Genomic DNA, 24,705 nt, shown 5'->3' on the forward strand with positions numbered 1-24,705 from the left:
TTACATGAATTATGAGAGTTTGCTCAAAGAGCTTGAAAAAGAAGGCGTCGAGGTAATAGAGTATAAGTTTCGCAGCGACTCTTTAAAAGGTTTATATTTCGACAATGTGATAACCCTTAATCCTGCAAACATTATTGATGATAAAGAAAAAGCCTGTATTCTAGCCGAAGAATATGGACACTATCGCACATCCTTTGGAAATATTCTGGATCAGCAAAATACTTCTAATGTTAAGCAAGAAAAACGGGCTAGAAATTGGGCCTATGAAAAATTAGTACCCTTAGAAAAACTCATCGATGCGTTTGAAGCTTGTATTCATAACCGTTATGATTTAGCTGATTTCTTAGGAGTGACGGAAAAATTCTTAGATCTGACCTTGAGCCACTATCAGGAAAAATTCGGCACCTATGCTGAGTGTAGGGATTACCTGATTTATTTCAGTCCGCTCGGCGTACTGCGTCAGTTCAAGAATGATGATTATCCAAGTGAAAGTCATACGGGTGAATGAAGACACTAGTGTTAGGCCTAATGATCTCAACTTATCATGGTTTTTATTTCTTTGCTTAATACCATTAGTTCTTCCCTAGTTTTGCTGAAATCAAATTTGGTGAAGCATTTATTCCTGAGCAAAACCTTTCCATTAACAATTACCGTATCTACATTGCTTGCATTGGCGGCGTAAACAATGGTGGCATAATAATCATAAATAGGCTGCATGTTCACAGAGGAGGTTTCCAGGATCACCAAATCAGCCTTTTTGCTCGGTTCAATAGAGCCGATCAACTTATCCAGATTTAAGGCCCTGGCGCCGCCTATCGTAGCCATTTCTAGAATGTCCATTGCTGGAAATAGGGTCCTGTCCCGGTTAAACAACTTATGGATCTTGGCCACCAGTGACATTTGAGTGATGATATCCAGTGTATTTCCACTCATTGGCCCGTCACTACCAAGCCCCACCTTCATCTTCCTCTTAACCATTTCTTTCAGGGGCGGTACCCCTTTTCCCGCCTTGGCATTGGCACCGATATTATGAGCGATGCCGATCTGCCTCTTCTCAAGAATATCCAGGTCCTCCATGGAAACATAGATCAAATGAGCGGCAATAAAGCGGTCATTGAGTACACCAAGGCTGTCCAGATATTGCACCGGTGTCATATTATATTCAGTCTTGTATTTTTGAACTTCATCGTCCATCTCCGCCACATGCATTATCATCGGAACATCGTATTTTTCAGAGAGCGCTGCTGCCTTTTTCAGGTGCATACTGTCATTGGTATAGGGTGCATGAGGAGCGATGGCCGGTGTGATCAAGTCATCCTCGTGCCACTTTTCGATAAACTGTTCGGCGTAGGCCAGGCCGCCGTAAGCTTCCTTGGAGTCTGGCGATGGAAAGTCCACCACGGTTTCCCCTAGTACTGCTCGAATGCCCATTTCTTTGGCTGCCTTCGCCACTTCATCTTCAAAATAATACATATCTGCAAAGGTCGTCACACCAGAGGCCAGCATTTCCGCTATAGCATATTTTGAGCCCAGTGCTACCAGGTTTTGATCGACTAACTTTTTCTCGAGCGGGAGAATGTACCGTTTCAGACGATCGGGCAGATCGTCCCCCAGACTTCTGAAGACCACCATGGCAGCATGGGTATGGGTGTTCACCATCCCGGGCATTAAGATGCCGCCTTGGCCATCAATGACTTCATTCGCTTGATAGCGTTCCAGCAACTCTGGTCCGCCCACAGCCTCAATGGCATCCCCGCTGATCACCACAACGCCGTTTTCTATCAGTTCCTTTTCCTGATTCATGGTCAATATCGTTACATTGTTAATTATCAAGCTAGCCACAATGAGTACCTTCTTTTCATCGACTATTTAGTTTCTACAAATAAACTCACGATTTCCTGGTCATTGACATTAATCAAGCCTCGGTCGCTGATCTTCAAAGCCGGACTAACCGGCAGTGACAAGGTACTCAGAGACATGATTTCGTTATGATGATGATAACCCAGTCCCTTCAGCGCCTGTCTTATGCCCTTTAGCTTTTCAGCCAGTCTAGCTAGTGGTTCTTCAGATAAAATACCACCGACGGGTAATTCCAAGGCAGCAATCATTCTTCCCTGTTCTGCCACACAAATACCGCCCTGCTGTTCAATCACCCAATTGGCAGCTAGGACCATATCCTCAGTATTTTTTCCCAGCACCAATAGATTATGACTGTCATGGGCATAACTGCTGGCCACAGCGCCGCGCTGAAGTACATCGCCCCCGGCCAAGCCATAGGCTCTGTTATTATTCTTGCCATACCGTTCAAAGATAGACAGCAGGCAATATTTAGAACTCTGCCACAGCAAATGGCCTTGTTCTGCCCCTAACCAAGCAAAGCTTTCCTCGGTAAAGGTGCTGTCTGCTTGGACATTCATGATTCTACAGAACATTTTCGCTTTATGATCGGGCGTTTTTACGATAAAATCGGCTGCGGAAAGCTTGGGGAGTTTGATACTTTGATAGAAATGTGCCGGAAAACGTTGCTGAGGATCTGCTCTGCCGGCTGTCTTTTCTTCAACCTTTACGCCACCTTTATACACTGCGTCAATGACAACATCCTCAAGCTCACTGAGCAGTATAAAATCGGCCACTTTACCTGGCGCTATGCTCCCCCGGTCGAGTAGCTTCATTCTTCTTGCCGGAGTGTAGGTGGACACATAGATGGCCATCTCCGGCGTCATGCCCATTTGAACAGCCTTTTTTACTAAGCTGTTTAAATGACCTTCCACCAGCTTATCTGCCATCACATCGTCCGTCACCAAGGCGAAATGTTCGTATAGATTATTGGCCACGAGATAGTCCATATTCTCCTTGTTCATGGATTTTTCCTGTATTTCCATGAACATGCCGTTTTGGATCTTTTCCTCAAGGGATTTCACGGTCTGTTGGGTGTGATCACCATCGACCCCGGTGCCTATATATTTGGAAAGGTCTAAGCCGGATATCCTGGGGCAATGTCCCTCGATCACCAGTTCAGGCTTTTTTGCTTTGATTAGTCTAATAATCTGGTTAATGGTTGAATCCCTATTCTGAACCAAATCCTTGAAATTCATCACTTCGCCAAGACAGAGTACATCGTCTCTTGAGAGCAGTCTTTCCACTTCCAGCACACCGATGCTTCCGCCTGAGGTTTCCATGGCCAAAGAAGTAGAAGGAACAGAGCTGGGAATGCCATAAAATATATCGATCAGCTCGCTACATTTTATATCCATCATAGCCTCTATTCCCTCTAGTCCAAAGACATTGGCCATTTCATGCGGATCTGCCACAACAGTTGTTACACCCTGTGTAACAACTGCCTGGGCAAATTGAATCGGAGTAGTCATGGAGCTTTCAATGTGCATGTGGATATCAATGAATCCCGGAATAAGATACTTTCCGCTTCCGTCGATCACCGTTGCTGCCTTTAATGGCATGTCATCCACTTCTGATATATGCAGAAACTTACCATCCGCAACAGCGACATCTCTATAGAAAAACTTCTTAAAGTAAGCATTAAATACCTGCACATGTTTAATGATCAACTCTGCATCCATGCTGGTTCCCCTTTTGGGCACATTCAAAAAAATAACCATAGCATCTTTGACTTGTTATTTTCTTTCATATGCCTTATTTATTAAATAATCTGTTCCACTGATCAATCCACGTTTTTAGCTGTTTGTTGACTAAGCTGTAATCTAAAGTTTTGGCTTTATTGACACCTTCACCATAGGTTAGGTTTGCCGCATCCTTTTCCGCCAACTTAACATCCACATTAATCGGTGAATCACCCACGAAGGCAGCAGTCTTACTCTCTACCTCTGCACTTAATACATAATCAACAAACTTTGTAGCTAGTTCTTGATTCTTTGAATTTTTCGTAATATTAATGGTATTAAAGTTCAGAATGGCTCCCTCGGTAGGGTCTACATAGACGGCATCAGGCATTGCTTTCTTGATGGAAGCAACCACAAAATCGGCAGCTACGGCAGCGGTTATTTCTCCATTGGAGAACATATTGACTAAATCTGAGGATTTCGTATAGGTCTTGACCACATTGGGTTTTAAAGCTTCTAATGACTTAAAGGCAGCGACGCCATTATCACTCTTTACCTCTGTGCCGGCATTGATTCCTCCTGCAAATACCATAGCAGGTCCAAAGGTCGTGGTAATATCCGGAATCGAAATTTTACCCTTGAGGTCTGCTTTCCATAAATCCTTCCAGGACGTAATTTTTCCGTTAACTTTATTTGGATTATAGACGATGGCTGCGCGGTTCAAGGTATAAGCCGGACCATAGCCTGCCTCGACAAACTTTTGGGCAACAGGTAAAATCTTTTTAGCATTGGGCACTTTGCTATAGTCTATTTTTGCAAACAGACCATCCTCAATGCCCTGCTGGGAATAAGATTCTGCCAAATACATGACATCCACAGTGCTGTTGGGGTTGTTCTTGAGCTTGGCCAAGCGTTCATCATTATTTCCGACTTCAACGACTACTTTGACATTGTTGGCCTTTTCAAAGGGTTCAATAACGTTTTTCATGTATTGATCCTGATTTAAGCCCCAAGTAGATACGACTAATTGTTTTGGCGTCCCCTCAGTGGTCGAAGTTGGTTTTTGAGCACCGCACCCTGCCACCAAGGTTGTTAGCATGAGACCTGATAGAATAATGGCAATTTTTTTCACTAGACTATTCCTCCTTAGTTTTTTTGATAATAATCAATTTATTGGAAGGTAAATGAAGCTTTACCCTATCCCCTTGATGATAAATCTGATCTTTACTGCTGTTTACAAGCATTGACCCCAGCTTTGTATCCACACTGTACTGATAGTCCTTGCCTACAAAAGTCCTTATCTCAATATTGCCCTCTATTACGTTGGCAGTTTGACTGGTTTCAGCTGAAAGCAGCTCAATATCGTCAGGTCTTATGGTCCCGAAAGACATAACGTCACTATCTGCCAAGTTCTGATCATCACTAATCTGTAAGGAAATACCGTCGTCCGTTAGGAAGCGTCCCAATTCCTGCTTTTTAAGATTGATGAAGTTTTCAAAGCCTATAAATCTTGCCACAAACTCAGTTTTAGGATGGGAATAGATCATTTCAGGAGAATCATACTGCTCTACTACCCCCTTATTCATCACGGCTACCTTATCTGAAATAGAAAAGCATTCCTCCTGGTCATGGGTTACAAATAAAGTCGTAATGCCCAGCTTTTGCTGAAGTTTTTTAATTTCCACTCGCATTTTTAAGCGAAGCTTGGCATCGAGATTACTAAGGGGCTCATCTAGGAGCAGCAGGTCCGGCTTAATGACTAGGGCTCTGGCTAAGGCTACTCTCTGCCGTTGCCCCCCGGAGAGCTCCTTGGGATATCGTTTGCTAAAGGCTTTTAAATCCACGACTTCCAGGATCTCCTCAACAGCCTTACGCAGTTCTTCCTTAGTGGTCTTGCGCATTTTCAGGCCAAAGGCCACATTATCAAACACACTCAGATGGGGAAATAAAGCATAGCTTTGAAACACTAAACCGAAATTGCGTTTATGAACCGCCAGCTTTGTATAATTATGGCCATCAAAGATGAAGTCTCCCGCCTTGGTTTCTATGAAGCCGGCAATAACCCGAAGGGTCGTTGTTTTCCCGCAGCCGCTGGGGCCAAGCAAGGAAACGAACTGGCCTTTTTCTATGTCCAAATTCAGTTTTTTGAGGATATCTGATTTTCCATCGTAGGAAACCGTAATATCATTTAAATTGATTAAGGCCATTACTTCACCCCCTATTTCGCAAAATTGCTGATCCCTAACGTCTTTTCTACAACAAACATAATCAGCACCGTCATCGCCATCAGGATCACCGACAGAGCGGAAATCGTTGGATCATAGTTGTATTCCACATAGCTCATCATACTGATGGGCAAGGTGCTCACACCGGGTCCCGTCAAAAACAAGGATACTGGTACGTTATTGAAGGAGTTAATGAAAGCCAGCATAAACGCTGCTATGACACCTGAAGTTATATTCGGAAGGATTACCAGGAAAAAGGCCTTCAGTTTTGTTGCTCCCAAACTCACTGCCGCATCTTCAATGGAAAAATCCAGATTTTCTAGGCTGGACCCGACGACACGTATGATGTAGGGAATAACGATAATTACATGCCCGATGAGCAGACTGGTAAAAACATCTAATTGCAGCTTTAACGTTAAGAAGCGAAAAAAAGCAAAGCCGAGTACCACACCGGGTACAATGATGGGGGATAAGAATATGCTCTGCATTGCTGCTTTTCCTCGATAATTATTTCTGCTCAGGGCATAAGCTGCCGGTATCCCAACAACCATGGCAATAAGTGTCGATATAACGGCTACCTTAAAGCTGATGCCCAGGGTTGTCATAAAGGTTCTGGAGTTGAAGGCATTGCTAAACCACTGCAGGCTGAAACCCTTGGGCGGGAAGGACATAATATTCCCCGAGTCAAAGGCAGTGGTAATAATGATCAGCAGCGGTCCGCAGAGAAACACATAGACTAAAATCACAAAGAAACTAAACAGCTTATTTCCCTTCAAGCTATACACCTCTTTCATATAACTTTGAGGCGAATTTATTGATCCCAAACATCACGGTCAGGGTAATCAGAATCATGACTGTGGAAAGCACAGAAGCCTGAGTCCAATCATTCAGAGTCATGGCCTTCTGATACAACAGCGTTGCTAAAACTGTATTCTGATTTCCTCCCAACAGCTGAGGGGTTGTGTACGCTGTAAAGGTACCTGTAAAGACCAATACGCTACCAACAATCATCCCCGGTACACTTAATGGGAAAATGATTTTTAAGAAGGCTGTAAATTTGTTGGCCCCCAAGCTTTCCGCGGCTTCAATTAAATCATCCTCTATGCTGTCCATCACTCCTACCATGGAAATGATCATTAAGGGTAGAAAGAGATAGACAGAGCCGACGATGATCGCTGATTCTGTATATAAGAACTTCTGAGGTTCTTGCAATAGATGGGTTGAGACGAGCAATGTATTGATAATACCGTTTTTTCCCAAGATGGTCATCCAGGCAAAAGAACGTACCACTGAATCCGTCAGCTGAGGAAATATTGCTGCTGCAAGGAGTAGCCCTTTTAGCTTAGGGCTACTTTTAGCTACATAAAAGGATACAGGTACACCGAGAAGGACGCATATGATGGTTGTGATGATCCCGATTCGCAAGGTTCGGGTGAGAATGCTCATAAAGTAATCATCTTTAAAAAAAGCCAAATATCTGCCTAACGTTAATCCATTGTCACTAATAAATGAAGGTAGGGTGGTCATCAGTATAGGTAAGAATAGAAAAAGACTGATCACAATAAGTCCCGGTATGAGCAATAAGTAAATACTTTTATTTTTCATGCTAAACTATTCCTTCTTCTTCAATATTCATAACTTGAGGAGGCTTATCATCGCTACTCTCCATTTCCGTGCGAGAAACTCAAGAGTGACGACTTCCTGTTGACGAGGTACTATTCTCTCACCTTTTAACAGGTCCGGTACTTTCTCTAACAACCAGCTTGGGAAACAGTGTTAAGGCTTCTACATTGTTCCCGGTGTCCGAAATCTGTCTTAGCAGCAATTCAATGACCACTTCACTCATCCTTTCTATGGGATACTCTACGGTCGTTAATGAAGGAGTAATGCTTCCCGCCAGTTCAATATTATCAAAACCAAGGACCGAAACATCTTCAGGCACCTTTCGACCGGATTTATGCAAATAGTTGATGACCCCTATAGCCATCAAATCATTGACCGCCAGTACTGCCGTAATTTCCTGATTATCCTTGAGCAACATTTCTGCACATTCAAAACCGCTTTGCATTGTATAATTGCCATAACATATCTGTCTTTCATCAACTGAAATATGATTAGCCTCCAGCGCTCTTAAGTACCCCGCCTTTCTTTTCGTGGATATTTCCATATTCTTCGAGGCACCGATATAGGCTATGTTTTTATGGCCTAGTTTTATCAGATGCTCAGTGGCAATAAATGCACCATAGTTGTTGTTAACACTGACCGATGTTATTTTATCAGTCGTAATTTCCCTATCCAGAACAACTACCGGAATGCCTTTATCTTGGGCAAGATGGGCAATTTCCAAACTCCTGTAGGAAGAAGCATAAATCAGTCCGTTTACCCTGTTATTCAACAAATCAGTCAAAACTTCGTCCTTGTTCTCGTCAATATACTTGATATTGATGAGCAACAAATTATAGTCGAAGGAATTAGCAACACTGCTCAAGTGATTGGCCATTTTTCCATAGAAAGGATTTTCTATGTTTGGGACAATTAGTCCGAAGGTTTTTGTTGCTTTTGCTCCGCCACTTCTTTCAAGTGGCTTATAGCCAAGGTTCTTAATAGCCTCTTCGATTCTCTTTCTTGTCTCTAGTTTTACATATCCGCTATTATTGATGACCCTTGAAACTGTAGTTATTGAAGAATTAGCCAGCTTGGCAACTTCTTTAATGTTAATCATAATCCACCTTTATGAATATATTTTCATATCGTATTCTTGACTCTGACCTGCAATCCAACCACTATAGCCTATTCTAACATGAAAACATTTTCATATATAGATATAATTCAAATTTTTCTTTCTAAACAGTGCCATTCAGAGCGGATGGACGAGTGTCCCTGTGGTCATTCTCATATAGGTTCCGAGGGATTGCGCGTTTACCTAAAATCTTTCACTAAGGATTGTAAGTCCTCGTTTAATTATTATATTACTAAATGTAATATATAATTGACATTACGTAAGGTTAATGAGTATAATGTAATTGAAGGGAGAGACGTTTCTTGAAGAATAAAAAAATGAAAATTGCTAGAATTGAGTCTGACGTGTCACAGGAACAATTAGCTGAAATTATTGGAGTCACGAGACAAACAATAAATTTAATCGAGTCAGGTAATTATAATCCAAGCTTAAAGTTGTGTATTGAAATATGCAAGGCACTTAATAAAACATTAAATGATTTATTTTGGGAGGAATGAACTATGAATACTGATAAAGTAGTTAGAGAATCTAAAACAATTATGCTGGTGACGCTGGTTATTGGGGTAGCTCTTTTAGCAACTGGAATAATATTTAAATTGCTTGAAATTAATCTTCTACCAAACAACATGGCGATTATAGGATTATCACTTATACCGTTGAGTGTGGCATTAGCGTATTACGTTAAGTTATTAGGAATAAAGAAATCTCCTCAAAAGTTCATTATTAATGAGATTGATGAAAGGCTTGTAGCACTGAAAAATGAAGCGGATGCGAAAGCATTTAAAATTGTTCAAGGAGCCTTGTTTTTAACTTATATGGGCTATACATTAATGATTCCTAAGGACGTCTTCGAAACGGTCGGATGGTGGCTTCTAATGATTCTCCTCTTAATTTCTTTCATCTCACAAGCAATACTGACTATGAATGTAATGATTAAAGAAAATTCTAAAGATAAGGAGGAAGAATAAATAAAGAGGCTGTTACGAAACTTGAGATTATTTAAGCCGGTGGTGCGTTATCCCAAAAAAGAGGATTGTACACCTTTGAAGTGGTGAACAATCCTCTGAATATATCAGGAATTAGCAAATATAGTGGGGCTGTAACAAACTGGAAAACAAGTTTTGTTACAGCCTCTTTAACTATGCGTGAATTATCGTGTGAAAGTGACGGTGTTTATCCTCAAGAAAGAGACGTGAATTTATTAATTGGGCATAAGATTTCATTATCTGTACATAAAGCCTCCAGCAACCAATAACTCTTCGCCGGTTACCCACGAAGCTTCTTCGCTACATAAATAGGCTACTGCATCAGCTACTTCAGAGGGCATGCCCATTCTCTTAAAAGCAGTCTTACTGGTAAGGTCCTCTAATACACTGGTAGGTACGGCTCTCATCATCTCAGTATCGATAACCCCAGGGCGCACACAATTTACATTAATATTATATCTCCCGCCTTCCCTGGCCAAACTCTTGGTGAAGGCAATTATACCCGCTTTAGTAAAAGCGTAGTTAGCTTGACCCGCTTCCCCGCTTGAATTCGTGGATGATAAGTTGCATACCTTTCCATATTTTTTCCCTCTCATTATTGTCCATGCTTCCTGGGTACAATTAAAAAGTCCTTTACCATTGACAGCTATAACATCATCCCATTGTTGCTCTGTCATTTTATGAAATATAGCATCTTTGGTAATGCCGGCATTATTAACCAGAATATCAACTGTGCCAAATTTTGCTATAATTTTAGCAAAAGTCGCCTTTACTTCAGGGCGATCAACGATATTGCACCCTAAACCTATTACCTTATCTCCACTAGGATCAAGCTCCTTAGCCAGTTTTTCAGCGCCCTCTGCATTAACATCAAGAATTACAATTTTAGCACCTTCATTATAGAACTTCCTAACAATTGCTTCACCTATTCCTTTAGCTCCACCTGTAACTACGGCAATTTTCTCACTAAACTTTGCCATATTAAACGCTCCTCTCAATAAGCATATTATTTAAACTTACGCTAATATTTCTTTGAACCTAGATAACTCTCTACTACCTTTGAGTTCGTCATTATATCGGCCGCTGCACCTTCTAAGGCTATATGTCCAGTTTCTAGTACATAAGCTCTATTCGCTAACTTCAGAGCCATATTTGCCATTTGCTCGACCAACAATATGGTTGTCCCCTGATTAGCTAGTGTCTTGATCATCTCAAAAATACCTTTAACGTAAATTGGCGCTAAGCCGGCTGAAGGTTCATCCAGCAGCAGTAATTTCGGGTTCGACATCATAGCTCGTGCTATAGCTAGCATTTGCTGTTCGCCTCCACTTAAGGTCCCCGCAAATTGTTTAGATCTTTCCTTTAAAATCGGGAAAAGGCTATACATGTGTTCTATATTCTTTTGAAAAATAGGTTTATCTCTTCTTATAAGATATCCACCAAGTACGAGATTCTCATAAACGGTGTGTTGGGGAAAGACTTGCCGACCCTCAGGGCACATAGAGATGCCCAATTTCACGATTTTTTCTGCCGAAAGTCGCGATGTATTATGATCTTCAAAGGAAATTTCACCCTGGGTTGGATTAAGCAAGCCAGTGACTGTTTTCATGATTGTCGTTTTACCAGCACCGTTAGCGCCTATGATAACGACTACCTCACCCTGATTCACTTCAAAGGAGACTTGCTTAATGACCTCCACCTTACCATAGCTAACGTTTATATTATTGACTTTCAGCATGCTTCCACCGCCTCATCCTTACCCAGATAGGCGTCAATAACTTCTTGGTTTTCCTGTATTTCTGTAGGCGAACCCTCTGCTAATTTCTTACCAAAGTTAAGAACAGTTATTGTATTAGAAATATCCATGACGAAGTCAATATGATGCTCTATCAATAAGATTGTTACTCCTTTGGGAGTAATTTTTTTAATGAGATTGCTCAGATGACTTATCTCGACCTCATTTAGACCAGCCGCAGGTTCATCGAGCAAGAGTAGATCCGGTTCCATAGCCAGAGCTCGGGCAATTTCCAACAATCTCTGTTGTCCAGAGGACAAGCTACTAGAAAATTCACTGGCTCGGTCTTCAAGACCTACCATCTGTAATAAAGCCCAAGCACGCTCGCGGGTTATCCTTTCCTCTTTGCGTCCTCTGCCTAATTTAAAGATGAAATCAAAGAGATTACTGTGATATTGACCGTGCCCGCCCACCATGACATTTTCAAGGACACTCATATTTCCAAATACTTGCACACTTTGGAAGGTGCGGCTTATTCCAGCTAGGGCAATTTTGTAGGGCTTAGTGCCATTGATTTGAGAACCATTAAACAAAACACTGCCTTCATTGGGCTTGTATACTCCAGTTATGATATTGATTAGAGTAGATTTACCTGCCCCATTGGGTCCAATCAAGGAGTGAACTGAACCCTTTTTAACCGTGAGAGAGATATTCTGGATTGCATTTAATCCACCAAAGCGTTTGGTCACATTTTCCATGACTAATAAGTCTTCATTATCTTTATTTTGGCTCCGATCCACTATCGGATCTACCTCAAATTTTTCTGGTTTTTCTACGGCAAGCAACTTAGGGAACTTCCTCAGTATTGCACCACTAATTCCATGAGGTAAACCAATTACGGAAACAATCAGCAAGAGTCCATAGATGATTAAACGGTATTTATCGAGGGCTTGCATGTATTCCGGAAGAATTGTCAAAAGAATAGTTCCAATAATAGGTCCAGCCATTGTGCCTTGTCCACCAACGATTAAGGTTAATAAGAAGAATACGGATAAATTAAAGGAAAATGTGTCCGGACTAACAAAAATACTAAAGTAAGTATAAATACACCCAGCTAACCCAGCAAATACTGCGCTTAACACGAAGGCTAATAATTTATACCCCATAATATTGATGCCCATACACCCTGCTGCTATCTCATTGTCTCTGATCGCTGAAAATGCTCGTCCAAAGGGGCTCTTAATAATATTATTTACAAGCCATAGTACCAATAAGCATATAGCCAAAATTACATAATAGACTTGGACCTCGGATAAGACTTCAGACCCAATTGAAATAGGTTGTACCGAAATACCACCAGGGCCGCCTGTAAGTGGCACCCATTCTACTAAAAGCTTTTCTACTATAACGCCAAATCCTATCGTAATAAGAGCCAAATAGTGGCCAGATACCCTCAGGGTTGGTATCCCGACAATAAGTCCGCAGATACCGGCTACTACCATGGCTACCGGCATACCTAGCCAGATGGACAGCCCTAATTTTACTGAAAGCACACCACCCGTATATGCTCCTATTCCATACAACCCTGCTTGACCCAGTGAAACCTGCCCAGCGTATCCAGAGACTATATTAAGTCCCGTGGTGAGAATTAGATAGATAAGTGTCAGACTCATAAGCCTTAGAAAGTAAGGACCCGTTGCGGGACCTGCTAAAAATCCGATTAGTAATAATGCCCCTAAAATGAACAGTATTTTTTGCTCTTTATTAAACTTTCTTTTCATATGCTACACCGAAGATCCCTTCTGGTTTAATACTGATAGCAATGATCATAATCAAAAAAGCAATAGCATCTTTATAACCTGGTGTTACTTGTGTCATAGCCAAAGCTTCCAATATTCCGAGTAAAAGCCCACCTGCAAAGGCTCCTTTGCTATTTCCTACGCCACCAATAATAGCCGCACCAAAGCCTTTTAAGGCTATCGTAGTTGTCATTTCCGGTCCGACAAAGGTGATTGGACTTATCAATATGCCAGCTATTGCTGCAATTATCCCGCTTAGCGAGAAACAAATCAGTACTATCTTTTGAGCACTAATACCCATAAGCTTAGTCACGTTATGGTTAAAAGAGGTTGCCTTTATCGCACTTCCTAGAATCGTTTTCCCTAATACTACATTAAAGAATAGGGCAATTAATATGGTTATAACAATAACCCAGATATCATGTGGTAGTATTTTAATATTAAATACCTGAACTAATCCTGACCCTCCAATGGGTGGAAACGCCCTAGGTTGGGTACCAAATACTAGCATGGCAACATTTTTCAGTACAATTCCTGCGCCCAAAGTAGCCATTAACCATCCCAAGGAATTGCCTAAATTGTCTCCGAAAGGTTTTACCGTCGTTAGATATAAGATTATTGCTATAATGGCAATGAAAGCGCACGTAAGTATCAATCCAGGCAGAAAGGAAATTCCGCTTCCTACAATTAAAGTGAGCCCGAACATCGCACCGAGCATTACCAGTTCGCCGTGAGCAAAGTTGATAATACCGGTCGTGGAGTAAATGATATTGATGGCTAACGCCAATAGTGCATATATACACCCCATTACCATGCCACTCTCCAAAGCTTGAAACATATAATCACTTCCTTCATATCATCTAGGCATAGATGTGACCGATAACTCGTTGAAATATTTTGGTGGCATAACCTTGCCCAGTTATACCACCAAATCGCAATGTTATTCAGCCAACTGGAACAATCCTTTGTTGTTTTTTGTCACCAGAGTAACTGACAAATTGGAAGCCTGGTTACCATCATGTCTATCCGGACTAAACTTGTAGTCCGAATTAGCTCCATCATAATTGGAAATCATCTCAATTGCTGCTTTCACTTTGTCAGCTTCGAAACTCTTAGATTTTTCTACCCCTTCTTTGATAATATACACACAGTCATAGTGTGAAACAGCCGTAGCAAAGATTATCTCATTCGTTGCATTAGGTCCAAATTTAGCTTCAAAAGCTTTCGCTAATCCCGCCTGGCGTGCAGGAAGTTCTGCACCTGCTTTATAAGCACACTTCGTTGGTGTATTGCATAAGGTACCTTCTGCAGCACTTCCAGCGAGATCTCTATACGCAGGTTGACCAAGACTTGTATATCCATGAATCTCAACCTTGGGAGGTAAATAATCAATTTTTTCTAAGGCTTTGGCGATACGCGCTCCATCTACCCCTAACGTAAAGAAAAGAGCAGAGTCACATTGAGCGTCCTTAATCTTTTGAGCTACTGCCAGCATATCAACATCGCCAACGTTATAGGAACAATCGACTGCAGCCTGTTTACCCTGCTGTTTAAAAGCTGCTTCCATATCCGCTTTAGCGCCACTTCCTAGTGCGGAGGTATCGTGAACCATTGCAATTTTTTGGCGTCCTTTTTTAATTGCACGATCGACCATATAGTTTGCTTGATCACGGTCATTAATATGGGTTCTGAAGGTGTAGGGGAATTCCTTTTCATTGATTAGAGTAGCTCCAGTACACCCACCGTTCATATGAATTATTTTATTCTGATTTAAGTAAGGTTGAATGGCTTTTGCACAAGTCGTATTTACCGGACCAATAAAAGCATCAATTTTTTCTTTAGTTACAAGTTCGCGAGCAAGATTTAGAGATTTTGTTGGATCTGCCTCATCATCACGTATTACTAGGCGAATCTGAGAACCATTAATTCCGCCTTTTGCGTTAATCTCATCGACTGCAATAGTAACTCCATACTTGGCGTTATTCCCCAACTGAGCGCTAGGTCCAGTCATTGCACCAATAACGCCGATAACAAATTCTTTCTTGGTGGGTGCCGTGCTAGTACCACTCGTCTCGGTTTTGGTGCTCGCACATCCAACTAAAATACCTGGAAAAGCTAACGCAGCCAGAGATGCTCCTGAAATCTTCATAAATTTACGACGAGATACATCTTCCACTATTATTCCTCCTCAAAATATAAATAAATTTTCAACATGCCCCTCTGATAACCTTGAGATGGTTACTTTACATTGCCGACCATAAGTTAAGATTTAATACCCGCACTATTATCAGAGCGTTGATCTTATTTATTGATTGTTATATGCAAATATCATGCCTACAGATAACTAAATACTCATATTGATGACAATGTTATAAATTATCTGATAATTTATAAAAGTTTAATACCTACTTAATCAAGGACCCTCCTTATTGAAAAATTATCTTCATAATTGAAGAAAAAACCTAATTTATCTAGAAATTTATTTTGTTGACATTTTCTTGAGCATTTTATTCTGAGATCGAAGTCACATGTGGTAAATTTGCGACACTTGAGTGTAGTAAATTTACCACATGTGATGTAATTGCGACAATATTCCCATATTATAAAATATTTAAAAATATCAAAAGATTATAGAATATTTACTTTATTTTATCCAGCTGATCCCTAATATCCAAAATAGGAACTTTTCTATAGACTGCCGATCGATCAACCTCCAATATATTCGCAGCCTTACTTACGCATCCCTTGCAATCCTGTAATACCTTGATGATGTATTCCTTCTCGATTAGACCCATAACATCTTTTAAACTGCCTTTATTGGGTATAGAGATATTATAACTTTCATTATTTGTTTCCCTATTTACTTCACTATTTCTCACCCGCTCAATGTCTCGTGGTAGGCTAATTACATTTTCTTCTTCATAATATTCAATACTATTGCCTGCATTTGTTATCACTAATCGCTCAATTAAATTTCTGAGTTCCCGTACATTTCCTGGCCATTTGTATTTCAAAAATCCATCTAATGTTATCTTAGAAAGGACTTTGTTGTATCCATACTTTTTATTGAATTTCTCTAAGAACAGATCACTTAACGCTAAAACATCTTCAGGTCGTTCCTGCAGGGGCGTTAATCTAAGAGGTATCACATTGATCCGATAATAGAGATCCTCTCTAAAGGATTTATCATCGACCATCTTTTTTAGATCACGGTTGGTCGCGCTTATTAAACGTACGTCGATTTTGCGATTAGTGGTTCCCCCTAATCTTCTTACATCACCGCTATCTAGAACTCGCAATAATCTTACCTGCACGGTCAGAGGCATCTCACCTATCTCATCAAGGAAAATCGTACCTTTATCGGCAATTTCAAATAAACCAGGTTTCCCTTTGGCATCCGCACCAGTAAAGGACCCTTTTTCGTAACCAAATAGCTCAGATTCTATTAAACTTTCTGGTATGGCACCACAATTCACGGATATAAAGGCTTCTTTTGCTCGATGGCTGTTTCTATGCAAATACTCGGCTAGTACTTCCTTGCCTGTACCTGATTCACCAAATAATAGAACTGAACTATCCGTAGGGGCCACCGTATTCGCCTTGAGCAACGTATTCTTCATAGCCTGACTTTCAGCAACCAAACAGTGATTTTCAAACTTTAGATTCCTAAGATATTGAACTTCTTCTTTAAATCGTCTGGCATCCGCTCTTTCCTTGTCCAGTTTTTCGGCAAATTTAACCAAGGTTTCCTCATCTCGACAGGTGCTGATCACCATGATTACCTTACCTTCAGCATCAAATATGGGACTGCTCGTAGTTAGCAGACTCTGACCATCCCGATTTATGATCGTTCCAGTTACCGTAGCTTTCTTCTCAACTGCCTCCATAGCTGTTGATCTATCATAATATCCTCTGCCCATCAGTTGATTGACATTCGAACCAATCATTTCTGATGCTGCTGTTTTAAGGAGTCGTTCAGCGGTGGAATTAGCCATCATAACAATGCCTTCAGGATCAGTAACAAAAATAGAATCATAATCGGTTTTCATTATTTCCTCAAGTGAATGAGAAACACTTTCTTTAAGATCTCTATCTTTTTTTGCCATCCTTGCACTCCTCTGTTAACGATATTCAAGTTGAAACATCAAATGATGTAATATCATGTACAACTTAATCTATTACTATTCGACGAAACATCATAAACACCTTGACATATTCAAAGAATATCCTACATTTAAGTAGAAGGCCACTCAATAGTTGAGTGGCCTTCTGCCTTATAATGAGGAAAAAAATATGGGGTATTAATTAACTTATTCAACCCAAATTATTGCTCCAGCACCCTGAGTCAAGCCACCACATATAGCACAGGTAGCATAACCGCCACCATTTTCTTTCAGATTATAAGCAGCAGTCATCATTATTCGGGCACCACTAGCCGTATTAGCATGTCCAGTTGCAATGGCACTCCCATTTACATTAAGCAATTCTTTCAACTGTTGATACTTAGCCTCATCATTATCAAGAATTGCTTGAGCTGAGGCTTCTTTAACCATCGCATTAAAGTCACTCTTTAAGAATCGATCATTGGATAAGAGTTTCATAGAAACCAAGGGAACACAGGCAAAGGCCTCATTGATTTCAATAAATTTCATATCTTCGATGATGAGGTCAGCTTCATCCAGACACTTCTTAATGGCAAAGGCAGGCGATACTGGCATAATTCTCGGCTGCAATGCAATAGTAGAAATAGCGACCAGAGTATAAAGTATAGGTAAGCCCAGTTTCTCTGCATTCTCTCTTGAAGTAATAATCTGTGCGGTAGAGCCATCATTCATTCCTGGCGCGTTACCTGCAGTACAGGTGGGATTACCAAAGATTGGCTTTAATTTTGCTAATTGTGCCATATCAATAGTAGCACGGTATTGTTCATCCATATCTAAGACTTTGGAAGAAATAACGTTGCCCTTTTTATCCCTTTGCGATATTTCAAGTGCTGCCATTTCATGTTTAAAGAACCCCCGCTCCCATGCTTTACCGTAATTAACATGGCTGGCCAGGGCTAATTCATCTTGTTCTTCTCTTGATATACCATACTCAAGGGCAACGTTACCAGAATCCACCGCTACCGGGGCATAATCTTTATAACCTAACGGAATTATAGGATCTTCAACCATAAAGGAAGAATGCCTTTTCCCTTCCCACCGAATGTCCCGGAATAAAAAGGGAACTGTGCTAAAGCTCGTCGAACCACCAGTCATAACTATCTTCGCTTCTCCTAGCTTAATACTTCGAGCACCATATTTTACGGCACTCAGTGCAGAGGTACAAGCTTGATCAAAGGAAACAGAGGGAGTTTCTGGTGCAATTCCGGCCTTTAACATTGTTTGTCGAGCTACCACTGGGGTAAATGGATCCTTAGTATTACTGGTATCGCCACTTCCCCACCATACTTCATCGATTAAAGCAGGATCCAGGTTAATTTGGCTCATCGCATTTTTCATAGCGATGGCACCCAGGTCATAAATATCAAGGTCTTTCATGGAACCGCCAAACTTGCCAAAAGGGGTTCTTACTGCACTGACACAGACGATATCGTCGTTACTCTTTTGAAAACTCATACGATCACCTCATTTTTTTTGTTAGCAATGATTGCCCTAGATCACCCTGCCATAAGCTTCACGGTACTGACGTTTTAACTCGGATCTAAAGTTGGGATGAGCGATGCCTATAAGCGCTTCAGCTCTTTCTATTTCTGATTTGCAAAATAAATTGACTGCCCCATATTCGGTAACTACCCAGTGAACGTCATTTCTAGTCGTTGTGATAGGGGTTCCCTGGCTAAACTGACAGGAGATTCTAGAAATAGTTCCATTTTTAGCCGTGGAGGGCAACACAATAACTGGTCTACCATTCTTCGAAGCTGCTGCTCCCCTTATAAAATCTAATTGTCCACCTATCCCGCTATATTGTTTAGTACCAATTGCCTCAGCGCACACTTGCCCACCTAAATCAACTTCTAAAGCAGCATTAATGGCTACCATATTATCATTTTTAGCGATTACGCTAGAATCATTGACGAAATCGACGGGGAAGAATAGGAACATAGGATTCATGTTAATGTATTCATAAACTTTTTTAGTACCTTCGGCGAAGGTGGTTACTATTTTTCCTGGAAATAGGGTTTTCTTTGAACAGTTAACATTTCCTGCTTCAATTAAATTGATGAGACCATCGGAAAACATTTCAGTATGGATTCCAAGGTCATTCTTTTCCTTGAGGTAGTACAGCACTGCATCAGGAATAGTGCCTGCACCTAATTGCAATGTGTCACCATCTTTAATGAGACTCGCGACGTGTTTACCGATAAGCTGAGTTGTTTCATCCATCTCCGCAAATCTCTTAAGTTCAAGAATGGGACCGTCATTTTCTACGATATAATCAAGATCACTAACATGTACGAAGGTATCACCATAAGTGCGTGGAACGTTCGGATTTACTTCTGCAACGACGATTTTAGCGCACTTAACCAATTCCTTGGAATGATCTACGGACATACCGAGACTGCAATATCCGTGTTCATCGGGAGGGCTAACCATAGTAAAGAAGACATCAGACCCTAAATGACCCTCTCGAAAAGCCCTTGGGAAATCATGAAACATGAGCGGGAAAAAGGTCCCGCGATTTTCCCAGATAGATTCACGAGTATTTCCTCCTGCAAACATTGACTTTAAAATAAAGTGACCCTTCATTTCAGGTTTGCAGTATGGAGCGCTTCCTATAGTGACTCCCTGTATAATCGTAACATTTTCCAACTCTAGGTAACGTTTAACCAGTGCATTCATCAGTAGTTCTGATTCGCTCGCCGCATGACCCGGTATGATATCGTCACCTGACTTAACGACTTTAACTGCCTCATCTGCGCTTGTTAAGCGGCTGTTGTATGTCTCTCTCCAGTTCATAATAAAGCTGCCCCTTTCCATTTTCCAGGCACAAGTTGTCTATGAATGCACCTATACTATTTAGTTGTTTTGCAAGAATGATGCCAATGCACAGTCAGCAAAATACCTATTATGCAAATAGTGTGTTATAAGGATTATAAGGAAGATAATTAGAGACAAAGAAAACCGCCGTCAACAAAAACTGTCTGACCAGTTACATAGTTTGAAGCCTCTGAACTAAGATAAATGATGGCACCGTTCAGTTCTTCTGGATCTCCCATTCTACCCATTGGAATATGATTGAGAATGGCACCAGCATCCTTTAACGAGGTATTCATTCTGCCAATAAAGTATCCCGGACCAATGGCATTGACACTAATATTGTAAGGGGCCCATTCAAGAGCAAGCACTTTAGTAAATTGCATTACAGCCGCTTTTGTCGATGCATATGCCCCTCTCGTGGGCAATGCTGCCGACCCCATTACTGAGGTAATATTTATAACCTTACCCCGCTTTTTTTCTATTAAAGTGGGTCCTACAGCACGTGAGCAAAGGAAAACTCCTTTGAGATTCACGCGCATCACATCATCCCATTGCTCTTCAGACATGTCTACGCATAATTCCCGGTGGTTAATGCCGGCGTTGTTTACCAAGATATCAATGGTTCCATACTTCTGTAAGGTCAGGTTGACCATGTTTTGAACGCTAAGAGAGTTACCTACATCTACCTGAACAGAAATACAGGACCCTCCCTTTTTGCTAATATCATCACAAATCTCATCCGCTTTCGATACCGTTTTACTAGCACAAACAACCGAAACACCAGCATCAGCAAGAGCGTGCGCCATTGAGGCTCCTAAGCCCTGTCCTGCTCCAGTAACGATCGCGACTTTTCCACTTATATCAAATATATTTTTCATCTTTTAACCTTTCTCTAAAACATGATCAATGGCAGAAGGATAGCTCCGTGTTCTCTGAATAAAAAGCAAGGCTTCTCCATCCATAACTGTTTCACCCTTCTGATTAACACAATGTGTAAGGAATTTCAGCATATGTTTTGCTTCAAGTTTATCGATTATTGTCGACGTCGCGGTAATGGTATCATCTAAATATACTGGTTGCATAAACCGTATATCTTGAGATGCATAAATACCTCCAATTGCCAATTTACTTAAAGTTGCCGAAACAAACCCTAATACATATATACCGGGCACAATAATATCCTTGAACCGAGTTGTTTTGCAGTATTCGCGATCTAGATGAACTGGATTCATATCACCTGTAAGTCCACACCACATAACTACATCAGCAGCAGTGATGGTCTTTGCGAAGCTACAATAATCCCCTACTTTAAACTCAGCCCAACTTTTTGTCACTGTACTATAATCCACAATTAATACACCTCACAATAAAATTATTAAGTACGAGTTATTTGAATCAGTAATTCCATAAGGTAATTACTATTTCTCACCCCACTTTTTTCTTTGCTCGTCAATCAGAATTAAGCTCTACAGAAAAAGTATGCAATATCTGTACCAATCAAATTTTCAATTAAATGCTAAAACATAATTATATCTGGCACAAATTTTGCATGACTGATTATAAAATCGAATCTAAGTGGAAGGGTGGTATTTCTTAAATGCAATTACGCGAAGCCGTTATAGTTGCTCCAATTCGAACACCCGTTGGAAAATGTCGTGGAGTTCTAGCGGATGTTCCTGCTTACAAGTTGGGCGCCGCTGCAATCAAGGAGACAGTTGCCAGATCTGGTATCGATCCACTCGAAATTGATGACGTAATTATGGGCAATTTATTTTCCTTTGATGTGGCTAATATAGCTCGTATGTGTGTGTTAGAGGCCGGTCTACCTGTGCAAGTACCGGGATTAACAGTCGATAGACAATGTTCATCCGCCCTAAATGCAATCATGTTATCCGCCGCACTAGTGATGGGCGGATTTGGCGATGTGTATATTGCAGGAGGTACTGAAAGTGATTCTCGCCGACCTTTCGCTTTGGAAAGACCTGATAAGGCATACAAAGTACAGCCACCCAATTTTTGTGGTCTTCAAGTGTCCCCACCCCAAATCGGGAATCCTTCTATGGGAATAACAGCGGAAAACGTAGCTGAACTCTATGGAATTACAAGAGAAGAAATGGATATGTTTGCATACAATAGCCACATGAAGGCCGCTAAAGCGATGGCTCGAGGAGCCTTTAACGAACAAACTGTACCCATAACAATACCTCAAAGAAAAGGTGACCCTGTTGTAATAACCAAAGATGAGTGTCCTAGAGAAAATATTAGCATGGAAGATCTGGCGAAACTAAAACCAGCTTTTAAGAACGATGGCACAGTAACCGCGGGAAACAGCTCTCCAATGAATGATGGAGCTTCTGCCTGTACGGTAATGTCAAGAGAAAAAGCAGAGGCTATGGGATTAGATTGGATATTAAAATTCAAGGCCTATGCAGTAGCTGCTTTGGATCCAAATTACATGGGATTAGGTCCTGTTTCTGCAACACGCAAACTTTTGAGTAAAACAGGCATGACTATAAAGGATTTTGATGCTATTGAATTAAATGAAGCGTTTGCAGCCCAAGCGATAGCCTGCATTAAAGATTTAGGACTTGATATGGAAAAGGTTAACATTAATGGTGGCGCAATTGCTCTTGGACATCCCCTAGGAGCGACGGGTGGTATTTTAACGGCTAAACTGGCCTACATCATGAGAGAAAAGCAGCTAAAGAATGGACTCGTATCTTTCTGCTGTGGCGGTGGACAGGGAGTTACCGCCTGGTTCGAAGCCAGGCAATAAAAGAGCTTGCGCAACTATTCTGGTACCCAAAATAGTTGACACAAAAAAAGAGACCCGCCTAACTTCCAATTAGTCGAGTCACTAGGTTTAAAAAGGTTTGTTGGGCATTTCGTTTTCCAATATTCGAACATGTCCATTAAAAATAACATAGCTGGGAAACTTGATGTTTCCCGGCTATGTTATTTGTCCATGCTCATTATAGTGATATCTCACTAGGAGGTGTATTCAGCCCCCCATTCTCTCCTGCATAGCCTTGATTAAAAAATCATTCACCATCTTTTTATACGCTGCATGCACATCCGCGTCAATCGAAGCGAACTTGGTCATCTCATAAGCCAGTTCCTTGAATGCTTTATCCATATTCTCATATAAAAAAGTGATTTTATTGGCGGCCACTTTGTTATACGCGACAGTAAGACTATCGCTCATCCTTTGGACACTCTTGTAACTTGTCTTTTCTTTGAGCTTGTCACACTCCAATTGCTTTTTCTCGACATCCTGCTCAAGTGCCTGCTTGGACTTCTGCAGATCGCCCGCCATCGTCTTCAGGGTGTCGCGCTCCTTAGTCAGCTGAGTGTTTTTGCCCTTTTCACCATCCAGAGCCTTCAGGAGATCAGCTTTTTCCTGAAGGGCCTGGTCCCGATCCTGAAATGCCTGTTCCCGGTCCTGAAAAGCTTGCTCCCGATCCTTCACTGCCTTCTGCAGTTCCCGAACGGACATGTTTTCGATATCCATCTCCGCTATGAACTGCTCCCGTTCTTCTTCCGGGACCCCGAGAAGGATAAGCGCCTGAGAATAGGTCATGTTCGGCAGTCGCTGCGTTTGCGCGCCGGCGTTGAGGGCAGCAGGCTGTTGGTCCCCGTAGGCATCAAAGACGAGTAGAAATCTTTGGGCCGTTCTCTCCGTGTAACTCACCGACTCCTCCAGCCACTTCAGCCATTCCCCATGCTGAAGCATCTCTTTGGCCTCCTTCAGCCGCCGCCCAACCTCGACGGCGTTGTTAAGTACTACTTTTTCGGTCTGCTCTTTTATCATATTAATTTCAGCCGCGATGACGAGCGGCGTGCGTTCTGTTATCAAATCGCTCATGATTATTGCCAATCCCTTCTTGCACTTTATTCACATCATATGGGATTGGCTTGAAAAGCGTGACAGCCTCCTATAAACGGCTTGTCCCAAATACGAATACGTTGTCGTATTTGGGACAAGCTTGGGTTTGACCGGGCTCACCTCCGCCGGCGACCCGGTACTCAGGCAGAAAAGCCTGAGTGACGTGAGATCCGACGCAACGGAACAAGCTGTTTATGATGTCATCATCTAACTTCATCATAGTCAAACTCATGGTCAAATCAAATTTTGGCAATAAAAAAAAGCCCCGAAAGGCTTGAACTTACTGGTCGGAGCGACGAGATTCGAACTCACGGCCTCTTCTAATACTTAAACCTTTGGCAATCACCGATTGCACCACGGAAGCACATCAGACACCTGCAGGGTTCTTTGTTATACATTCACATCCTGTAATTGCGCCTGTGTGTTTTTTTGTATCATCCAAAGTCGAACAACACTGTGCCTCGGCAACGTGGTAAAGAATTTCTTCTTCCATAACGTTTGCACAATAACAAACAGGAATAGGGGAAGAAATATTTTTCTTAAACCAAATCTTGTTCTTTAATTGTCCTTGGCCAATTACCTTTCCGTTTTGTGAATAATAACCGGTCTCACATTCTGGCGTTAGACATATAAAAAACTGTTCTCCATGTAAATTTATATCATTTATATTTTCCACCTGATAATCCACAGTAATGTCTTTTACCCTTTGTCCAATATTTCCGCATATAGGACATGAATTATTTACTTTGGGATTTACGTTAAGCTCTAACAACCTT

The 24,705-nt window shown here is 41.3% G+C and carries 24 protein-coding genes; 5 read left to right on the top strand and 19 right to left on the bottom strand.

What is annotated here, in order from left to right; genetic code table 11:
* Window positions 1–4 precede the first annotated feature (4 nt).
* Window positions 5–508, top strand: a complete 504-nt coding sequence (locus E4K67_RS13030; protein ID WP_135547367.1) for an ImmA/IrrE family metallo-endopeptidase — start codon at window positions 5–7, stop codon at window positions 506–508.
* 26 nt (window positions 509–534) lie between these two features.
* On the opposite strand, the gene E4K67_RS13035 is transcribed toward E4K67_RS13030, so the two are convergent.
* The 7 genes from E4K67_RS13035 to E4K67_RS13065 all read right to left on the bottom strand — a co-directional run bounded on the left by E4K67_RS13035 (window position 535) and on the right by E4K67_RS13065 (window position 8,525).
* Window positions 535–1,842, bottom strand: coding sequence for an amidohydrolase (locus tag E4K67_RS13035; protein WP_243454449.1), 1,308 nt, complete (start codon window positions 1,840–1,842; stop codon window positions 535–537).
* A gap of 23 nt (window positions 1,843–1,865) precedes the next feature.
* A complete protein-coding gene (locus E4K67_RS13040) occupies window positions 1,866–3,578 on the bottom strand; it encodes an adenine deaminase C-terminal domain-containing protein (RefSeq protein WP_135547369.1) in 1,713 nt (570 codons plus the stop codon).
* 73 nt (window positions 3,579–3,651) lie between these two features.
* The gene (locus E4K67_RS13045) at window positions 3,652–4,710 is read right to left on the bottom strand and encodes a polyamine ABC transporter substrate-binding protein (protein WP_243454450.1); all 1,059 of its coding nucleotides are present in this window, start codon (window positions 4,708–4,710) and stop codon (window positions 3,652–3,654) included.
* Between the two features lie 4 nt (window positions 4,711–4,714).
* Window positions 4,715–5,785: an ABC transporter ATP-binding protein gene (locus tag E4K67_RS13050; protein ID WP_135547370.1), complete on the bottom strand. Its 1,071-nt coding sequence runs from the start codon at window positions 5,783–5,785 to the stop codon at window positions 4,715–4,717.
* A gap of 11 nt (window positions 5,786–5,796) precedes the next feature.
* On the bottom strand, window positions 5,797–6,579 hold the full coding sequence (locus E4K67_RS13055; protein WP_135547372.1) for an ABC transporter permease: 783 nt from the start codon (window positions 6,577–6,579) through the stop codon (window positions 5,797–5,799).
* A 1-nt stretch (window position 6,580) separates the two neighbouring features.
* A complete protein-coding gene (locus tag E4K67_RS13060) occupies window positions 6,581–7,408 on the bottom strand; it encodes an ABC transporter permease (RefSeq protein WP_135547374.1) in 828 nt (275 codons plus the stop codon).
* Between the two features lie 118 nt (window positions 7,409–7,526).
* A complete protein-coding gene (locus E4K67_RS13065) occupies window positions 7,527–8,525 on the bottom strand; it encodes a LacI family DNA-binding transcriptional regulator (RefSeq protein ID WP_135547376.1) in 999 nt (332 codons plus the stop codon).
* A gap of 320 nt (window positions 8,526–8,845) precedes the next feature.
* Here E4K67_RS13065 and E4K67_RS13070 point away from each other — a divergent pair, with 320 nt between their 5' ends.
* Both E4K67_RS13070 and E4K67_RS13075 read left to right on the top strand, forming a co-directional pair.
* Window positions 8,846–9,040 carry a helix-turn-helix transcriptional regulator gene (locus E4K67_RS13070; protein ID WP_135547378.1) on the top strand — a complete coding sequence of 65 codons (195 nt, stop codon included), beginning with the start codon at window positions 8,846–8,848 and terminating at the stop codon, window positions 9,038–9,040.
* Between the two features lie 3 nt (window positions 9,041–9,043).
* Window positions 9,044–9,511, top strand: coding sequence for a hypothetical protein (locus tag E4K67_RS13075; RefSeq protein WP_135547380.1), 468 nt, complete (start codon window positions 9,044–9,046; stop codon window positions 9,509–9,511).
* 254 nt (window positions 9,512–9,765) lie between these two features.
* On the opposite strand, the gene E4K67_RS13080 is transcribed toward E4K67_RS13075, so the two are convergent.
* The 10 genes from E4K67_RS13080 to E4K67_RS13125 form a co-directional block, all read right to left on the bottom strand.
* A complete protein-coding gene (locus E4K67_RS13080) occupies window positions 9,766–10,509 on the bottom strand; it encodes a glucose 1-dehydrogenase (RefSeq protein ID WP_135547382.1) in 744 nt (247 codons plus the stop codon).
* Between the two features lie 41 nt (window positions 10,510–10,550).
* Window positions 10,551–11,267, bottom strand: coding sequence for an ABC transporter ATP-binding protein (locus E4K67_RS13085; RefSeq protein WP_135547383.1), 717 nt, complete (start codon window positions 11,265–11,267; stop codon window positions 10,551–10,553).
* Window positions 11,261–13,045 carry a branched-chain amino acid ABC transporter ATP-binding protein/permease gene (locus E4K67_RS13090; protein WP_135547385.1) on the bottom strand — a complete coding sequence of 595 codons (1,785 nt, stop codon included), beginning with the start codon at window positions 13,043–13,045 and terminating at the stop codon, window positions 11,261–11,263. The genes E4K67_RS13085 and E4K67_RS13090 overlap by 7 nt, the downstream gene beginning before the upstream one ends.
* Window positions 13,029–13,901, bottom strand: a complete 873-nt coding sequence (locus E4K67_RS13095) for a branched-chain amino acid ABC transporter permease (protein WP_135547387.1) — start codon at window positions 13,899–13,901, stop codon at window positions 13,029–13,031. Before E4K67_RS13095 ends, E4K67_RS13090 begins: the two co-directional genes overlap by 17 nt.
* Before the next feature lie 102 nt (window positions 13,902–14,003).
* Complete coding sequence (locus E4K67_RS13100; RefSeq protein WP_135547389.1) at window positions 14,004–15,239, bottom strand: ABC transporter substrate-binding protein; 1,236 nt, start codon at window positions 15,237–15,239, stop codon at window positions 14,004–14,006.
* Between the two features lie 463 nt (window positions 15,240–15,702).
* Window positions 15,703–17,169, bottom strand: a complete 1,467-nt coding sequence (locus E4K67_RS13105; RefSeq protein ID WP_135547391.1) for a sigma-54 interaction domain-containing protein — start codon at window positions 17,167–17,169, stop codon at window positions 15,703–15,705.
* Window positions 17,170–17,373: 204 nt separating this feature from the next.
* The gene (locus tag E4K67_RS13110; RefSeq protein ID WP_135547395.1) at window positions 17,374–18,681 is read right to left on the bottom strand and encodes a thiolase family protein; all 1,308 of its coding nucleotides are present in this window, start codon (window positions 18,679–18,681) and stop codon (window positions 17,374–17,376) included.
* A gap of 36 nt (window positions 18,682–18,717) precedes the next feature.
* Complete coding sequence (locus E4K67_RS13115) at window positions 18,718–20,022, bottom strand: acetyl-CoA hydrolase/transferase family protein (protein ID WP_135547398.1); 1,305 nt, start codon at window positions 20,020–20,022, stop codon at window positions 18,718–18,720.
* Between the two features lie 149 nt (window positions 20,023–20,171).
* Window positions 20,172–20,921 carry an SDR family NAD(P)-dependent oxidoreductase gene (locus tag E4K67_RS13120; RefSeq protein WP_135547400.1) on the bottom strand — a complete coding sequence of 250 codons (750 nt, stop codon included), beginning with the start codon at window positions 20,919–20,921 and terminating at the stop codon, window positions 20,172–20,174.
* A gap of 3 nt (window positions 20,922–20,924) precedes the next feature.
* The gene (locus E4K67_RS13125; protein WP_243454451.1) at window positions 20,925–21,392 is read right to left on the bottom strand and encodes a MaoC family dehydratase; all 468 of its coding nucleotides are present in this window, start codon (window positions 21,390–21,392) and stop codon (window positions 20,925–20,927) included.
* A 248-nt stretch (window positions 21,393–21,640) separates the two neighbouring features.
* Here E4K67_RS13125 and E4K67_RS13130 point away from each other — a divergent pair, with 248 nt between their 5' ends.
* Window positions 21,641–22,819 (top strand): thiolase family protein, encoded by a 1,179-nt coding sequence (locus E4K67_RS13130; RefSeq protein ID WP_135547403.1) that lies wholly within the window; start codon window positions 21,641–21,643, stop codon window positions 22,817–22,819.
* Between the two features lie 225 nt (window positions 22,820–23,044).
* On the opposite strand, the gene E4K67_RS13135 is transcribed toward E4K67_RS13130, so the two are convergent.
* Window positions 23,045–23,908, bottom strand: a complete 864-nt coding sequence (locus E4K67_RS13135) for a DUF3102 domain-containing protein (RefSeq protein WP_135547406.1) — start codon at window positions 23,906–23,908, stop codon at window positions 23,045–23,047.
* A gap of 127 nt (window positions 23,909–24,035) precedes the next feature.
* On the opposite strand from E4K67_RS13135, the gene E4K67_RS13140 reads away from it, so the two are divergent.
* Window positions 24,036–24,140, top strand: a complete 105-nt coding sequence (locus tag E4K67_RS13140; RefSeq protein WP_243454452.1) for a DUF1659 domain-containing protein — start codon at window positions 24,036–24,038, stop codon at window positions 24,138–24,140.
* Window positions 24,141–24,209: 69 nt separating this feature from the next.
* Here E4K67_RS13140 and E4K67_RS13145 read toward each other — a convergent pair whose 3' ends face one another.
* Window positions 24,210–24,701 carry a (2Fe-2S)-binding protein gene (locus tag E4K67_RS13145; protein ID WP_243454453.1) on the bottom strand — a complete coding sequence of 164 codons (492 nt, stop codon included), beginning with the start codon at window positions 24,699–24,701 and terminating at the stop codon, window positions 24,210–24,212.
* Window positions 24,702–24,705: the final 4 nt, after the last annotated feature.

The sequence above is a fragment of the Desulfosporosinus fructosivorans genome (genome assembly GCF_004766045.1).
Classification (GTDB): Bacteria; Bacillota; Desulfitobacteriia; order Desulfitobacteriales; family Desulfitobacteriaceae; genus Desulfosporosinus; species Desulfosporosinus fructosivorans.

What these genes read in the sequence shown, in the direction of transcription:
- E4K67_RS13095 (WP_135547387.1), bottom strand. Translation starts at nt 13,901, where the DNA reads ATGTTTCAAGCTTTGGAGAGTGGCATGGTAATGGGGTGTATATATGCA.
- E4K67_RS13130 (WP_135547403.1), top strand. Translation starts at nt 21,641, where the DNA reads ATGCAATTACGCGAAGCCGTTATAGTTGCTCCAATTCGAACACCCGTT.
- E4K67_RS13060 (WP_135547374.1), bottom strand. Translation starts at nt 7,408, where the DNA reads ATGAAAAATAAAAGTATTTACTTATTGCTCATACCGGGACTTATTGTG.
- E4K67_RS13110 (WP_135547395.1), bottom strand. Translation starts at nt 18,681, where the DNA reads ATGAGTTTTCAAAAGAGTAACGACGATATCGTCTGTGTCAGTGCAGTA.
- E4K67_RS13065 (WP_135547376.1), bottom strand. Translation starts at nt 8,525, where the DNA reads ATGATTAACATTAAAGAAGTTGCCAAGCTGGCTAATTCTTCAATAACT.
- E4K67_RS13085 (WP_135547383.1), bottom strand. Translation starts at nt 11,267, where the DNA reads ATGCTGAAAGTCAATAATATAAACGTTAGCTATGGTAAGGTGGAGGTC.
- E4K67_RS13030 (WP_135547367.1), top strand. Translation starts at nt 5, where the DNA reads ATGAATTATGAGAGTTTGCTCAAAGAGCTTGAAAAAGAAGGCGTCGAG.
- E4K67_RS13135 (WP_135547406.1), bottom strand. Translation starts at nt 23,908, where the DNA reads ATGAGCGATTTGATAACAGAACGCACGCCGCTCGTCATCGCGGCTGAA.
- E4K67_RS13050 (WP_135547370.1), bottom strand. Translation starts at nt 5,785, where the DNA reads ATGGCCTTAATCAATTTAAATGATATTACGGTTTCCTACGATGGAAAA.
- E4K67_RS13120 (WP_135547400.1), bottom strand. Translation starts at nt 20,921, where the DNA reads ATGAAAAATATATTTGATATAAGTGGAAAAGTCGCGATCGTTACTGGA.
- E4K67_RS13080 (WP_135547382.1), bottom strand. Translation starts at nt 10,509, where the DNA reads ATGGCAAAGTTTAGTGAGAAAATTGCCGTAGTTACAGGTGGAGCTAAA.
- E4K67_RS13090 (WP_135547385.1), bottom strand. Translation starts at nt 13,045, where the DNA reads ATGAAAAGAAAGTTTAATAAAGAGCAAAAAATACTGTTCATTTTAGGG.
- E4K67_RS13105 (WP_135547391.1), bottom strand. Translation starts at nt 17,169, where the DNA reads ATGGCAAAAAAAGATAGAGATCTTAAAGAAAGTGTTTCTCATTCACTT.
- E4K67_RS13040 (WP_135547369.1), bottom strand. Translation starts at nt 3,578, where the DNA reads ATGGATGCAGAGTTGATCATTAAACATGTGCAGGTATTTAATGCTTAC.
- E4K67_RS13075 (WP_135547380.1), top strand. Translation starts at nt 9,044, where the DNA reads ATGAATACTGATAAAGTAGTTAGAGAATCTAAAACAATTATGCTGGTG.
- E4K67_RS13115 (WP_135547398.1), bottom strand. Translation starts at nt 20,022, where the DNA reads ATGAACTGGAGAGAGACATACAACAGCCGCTTAACAAGCGCAGATGAG.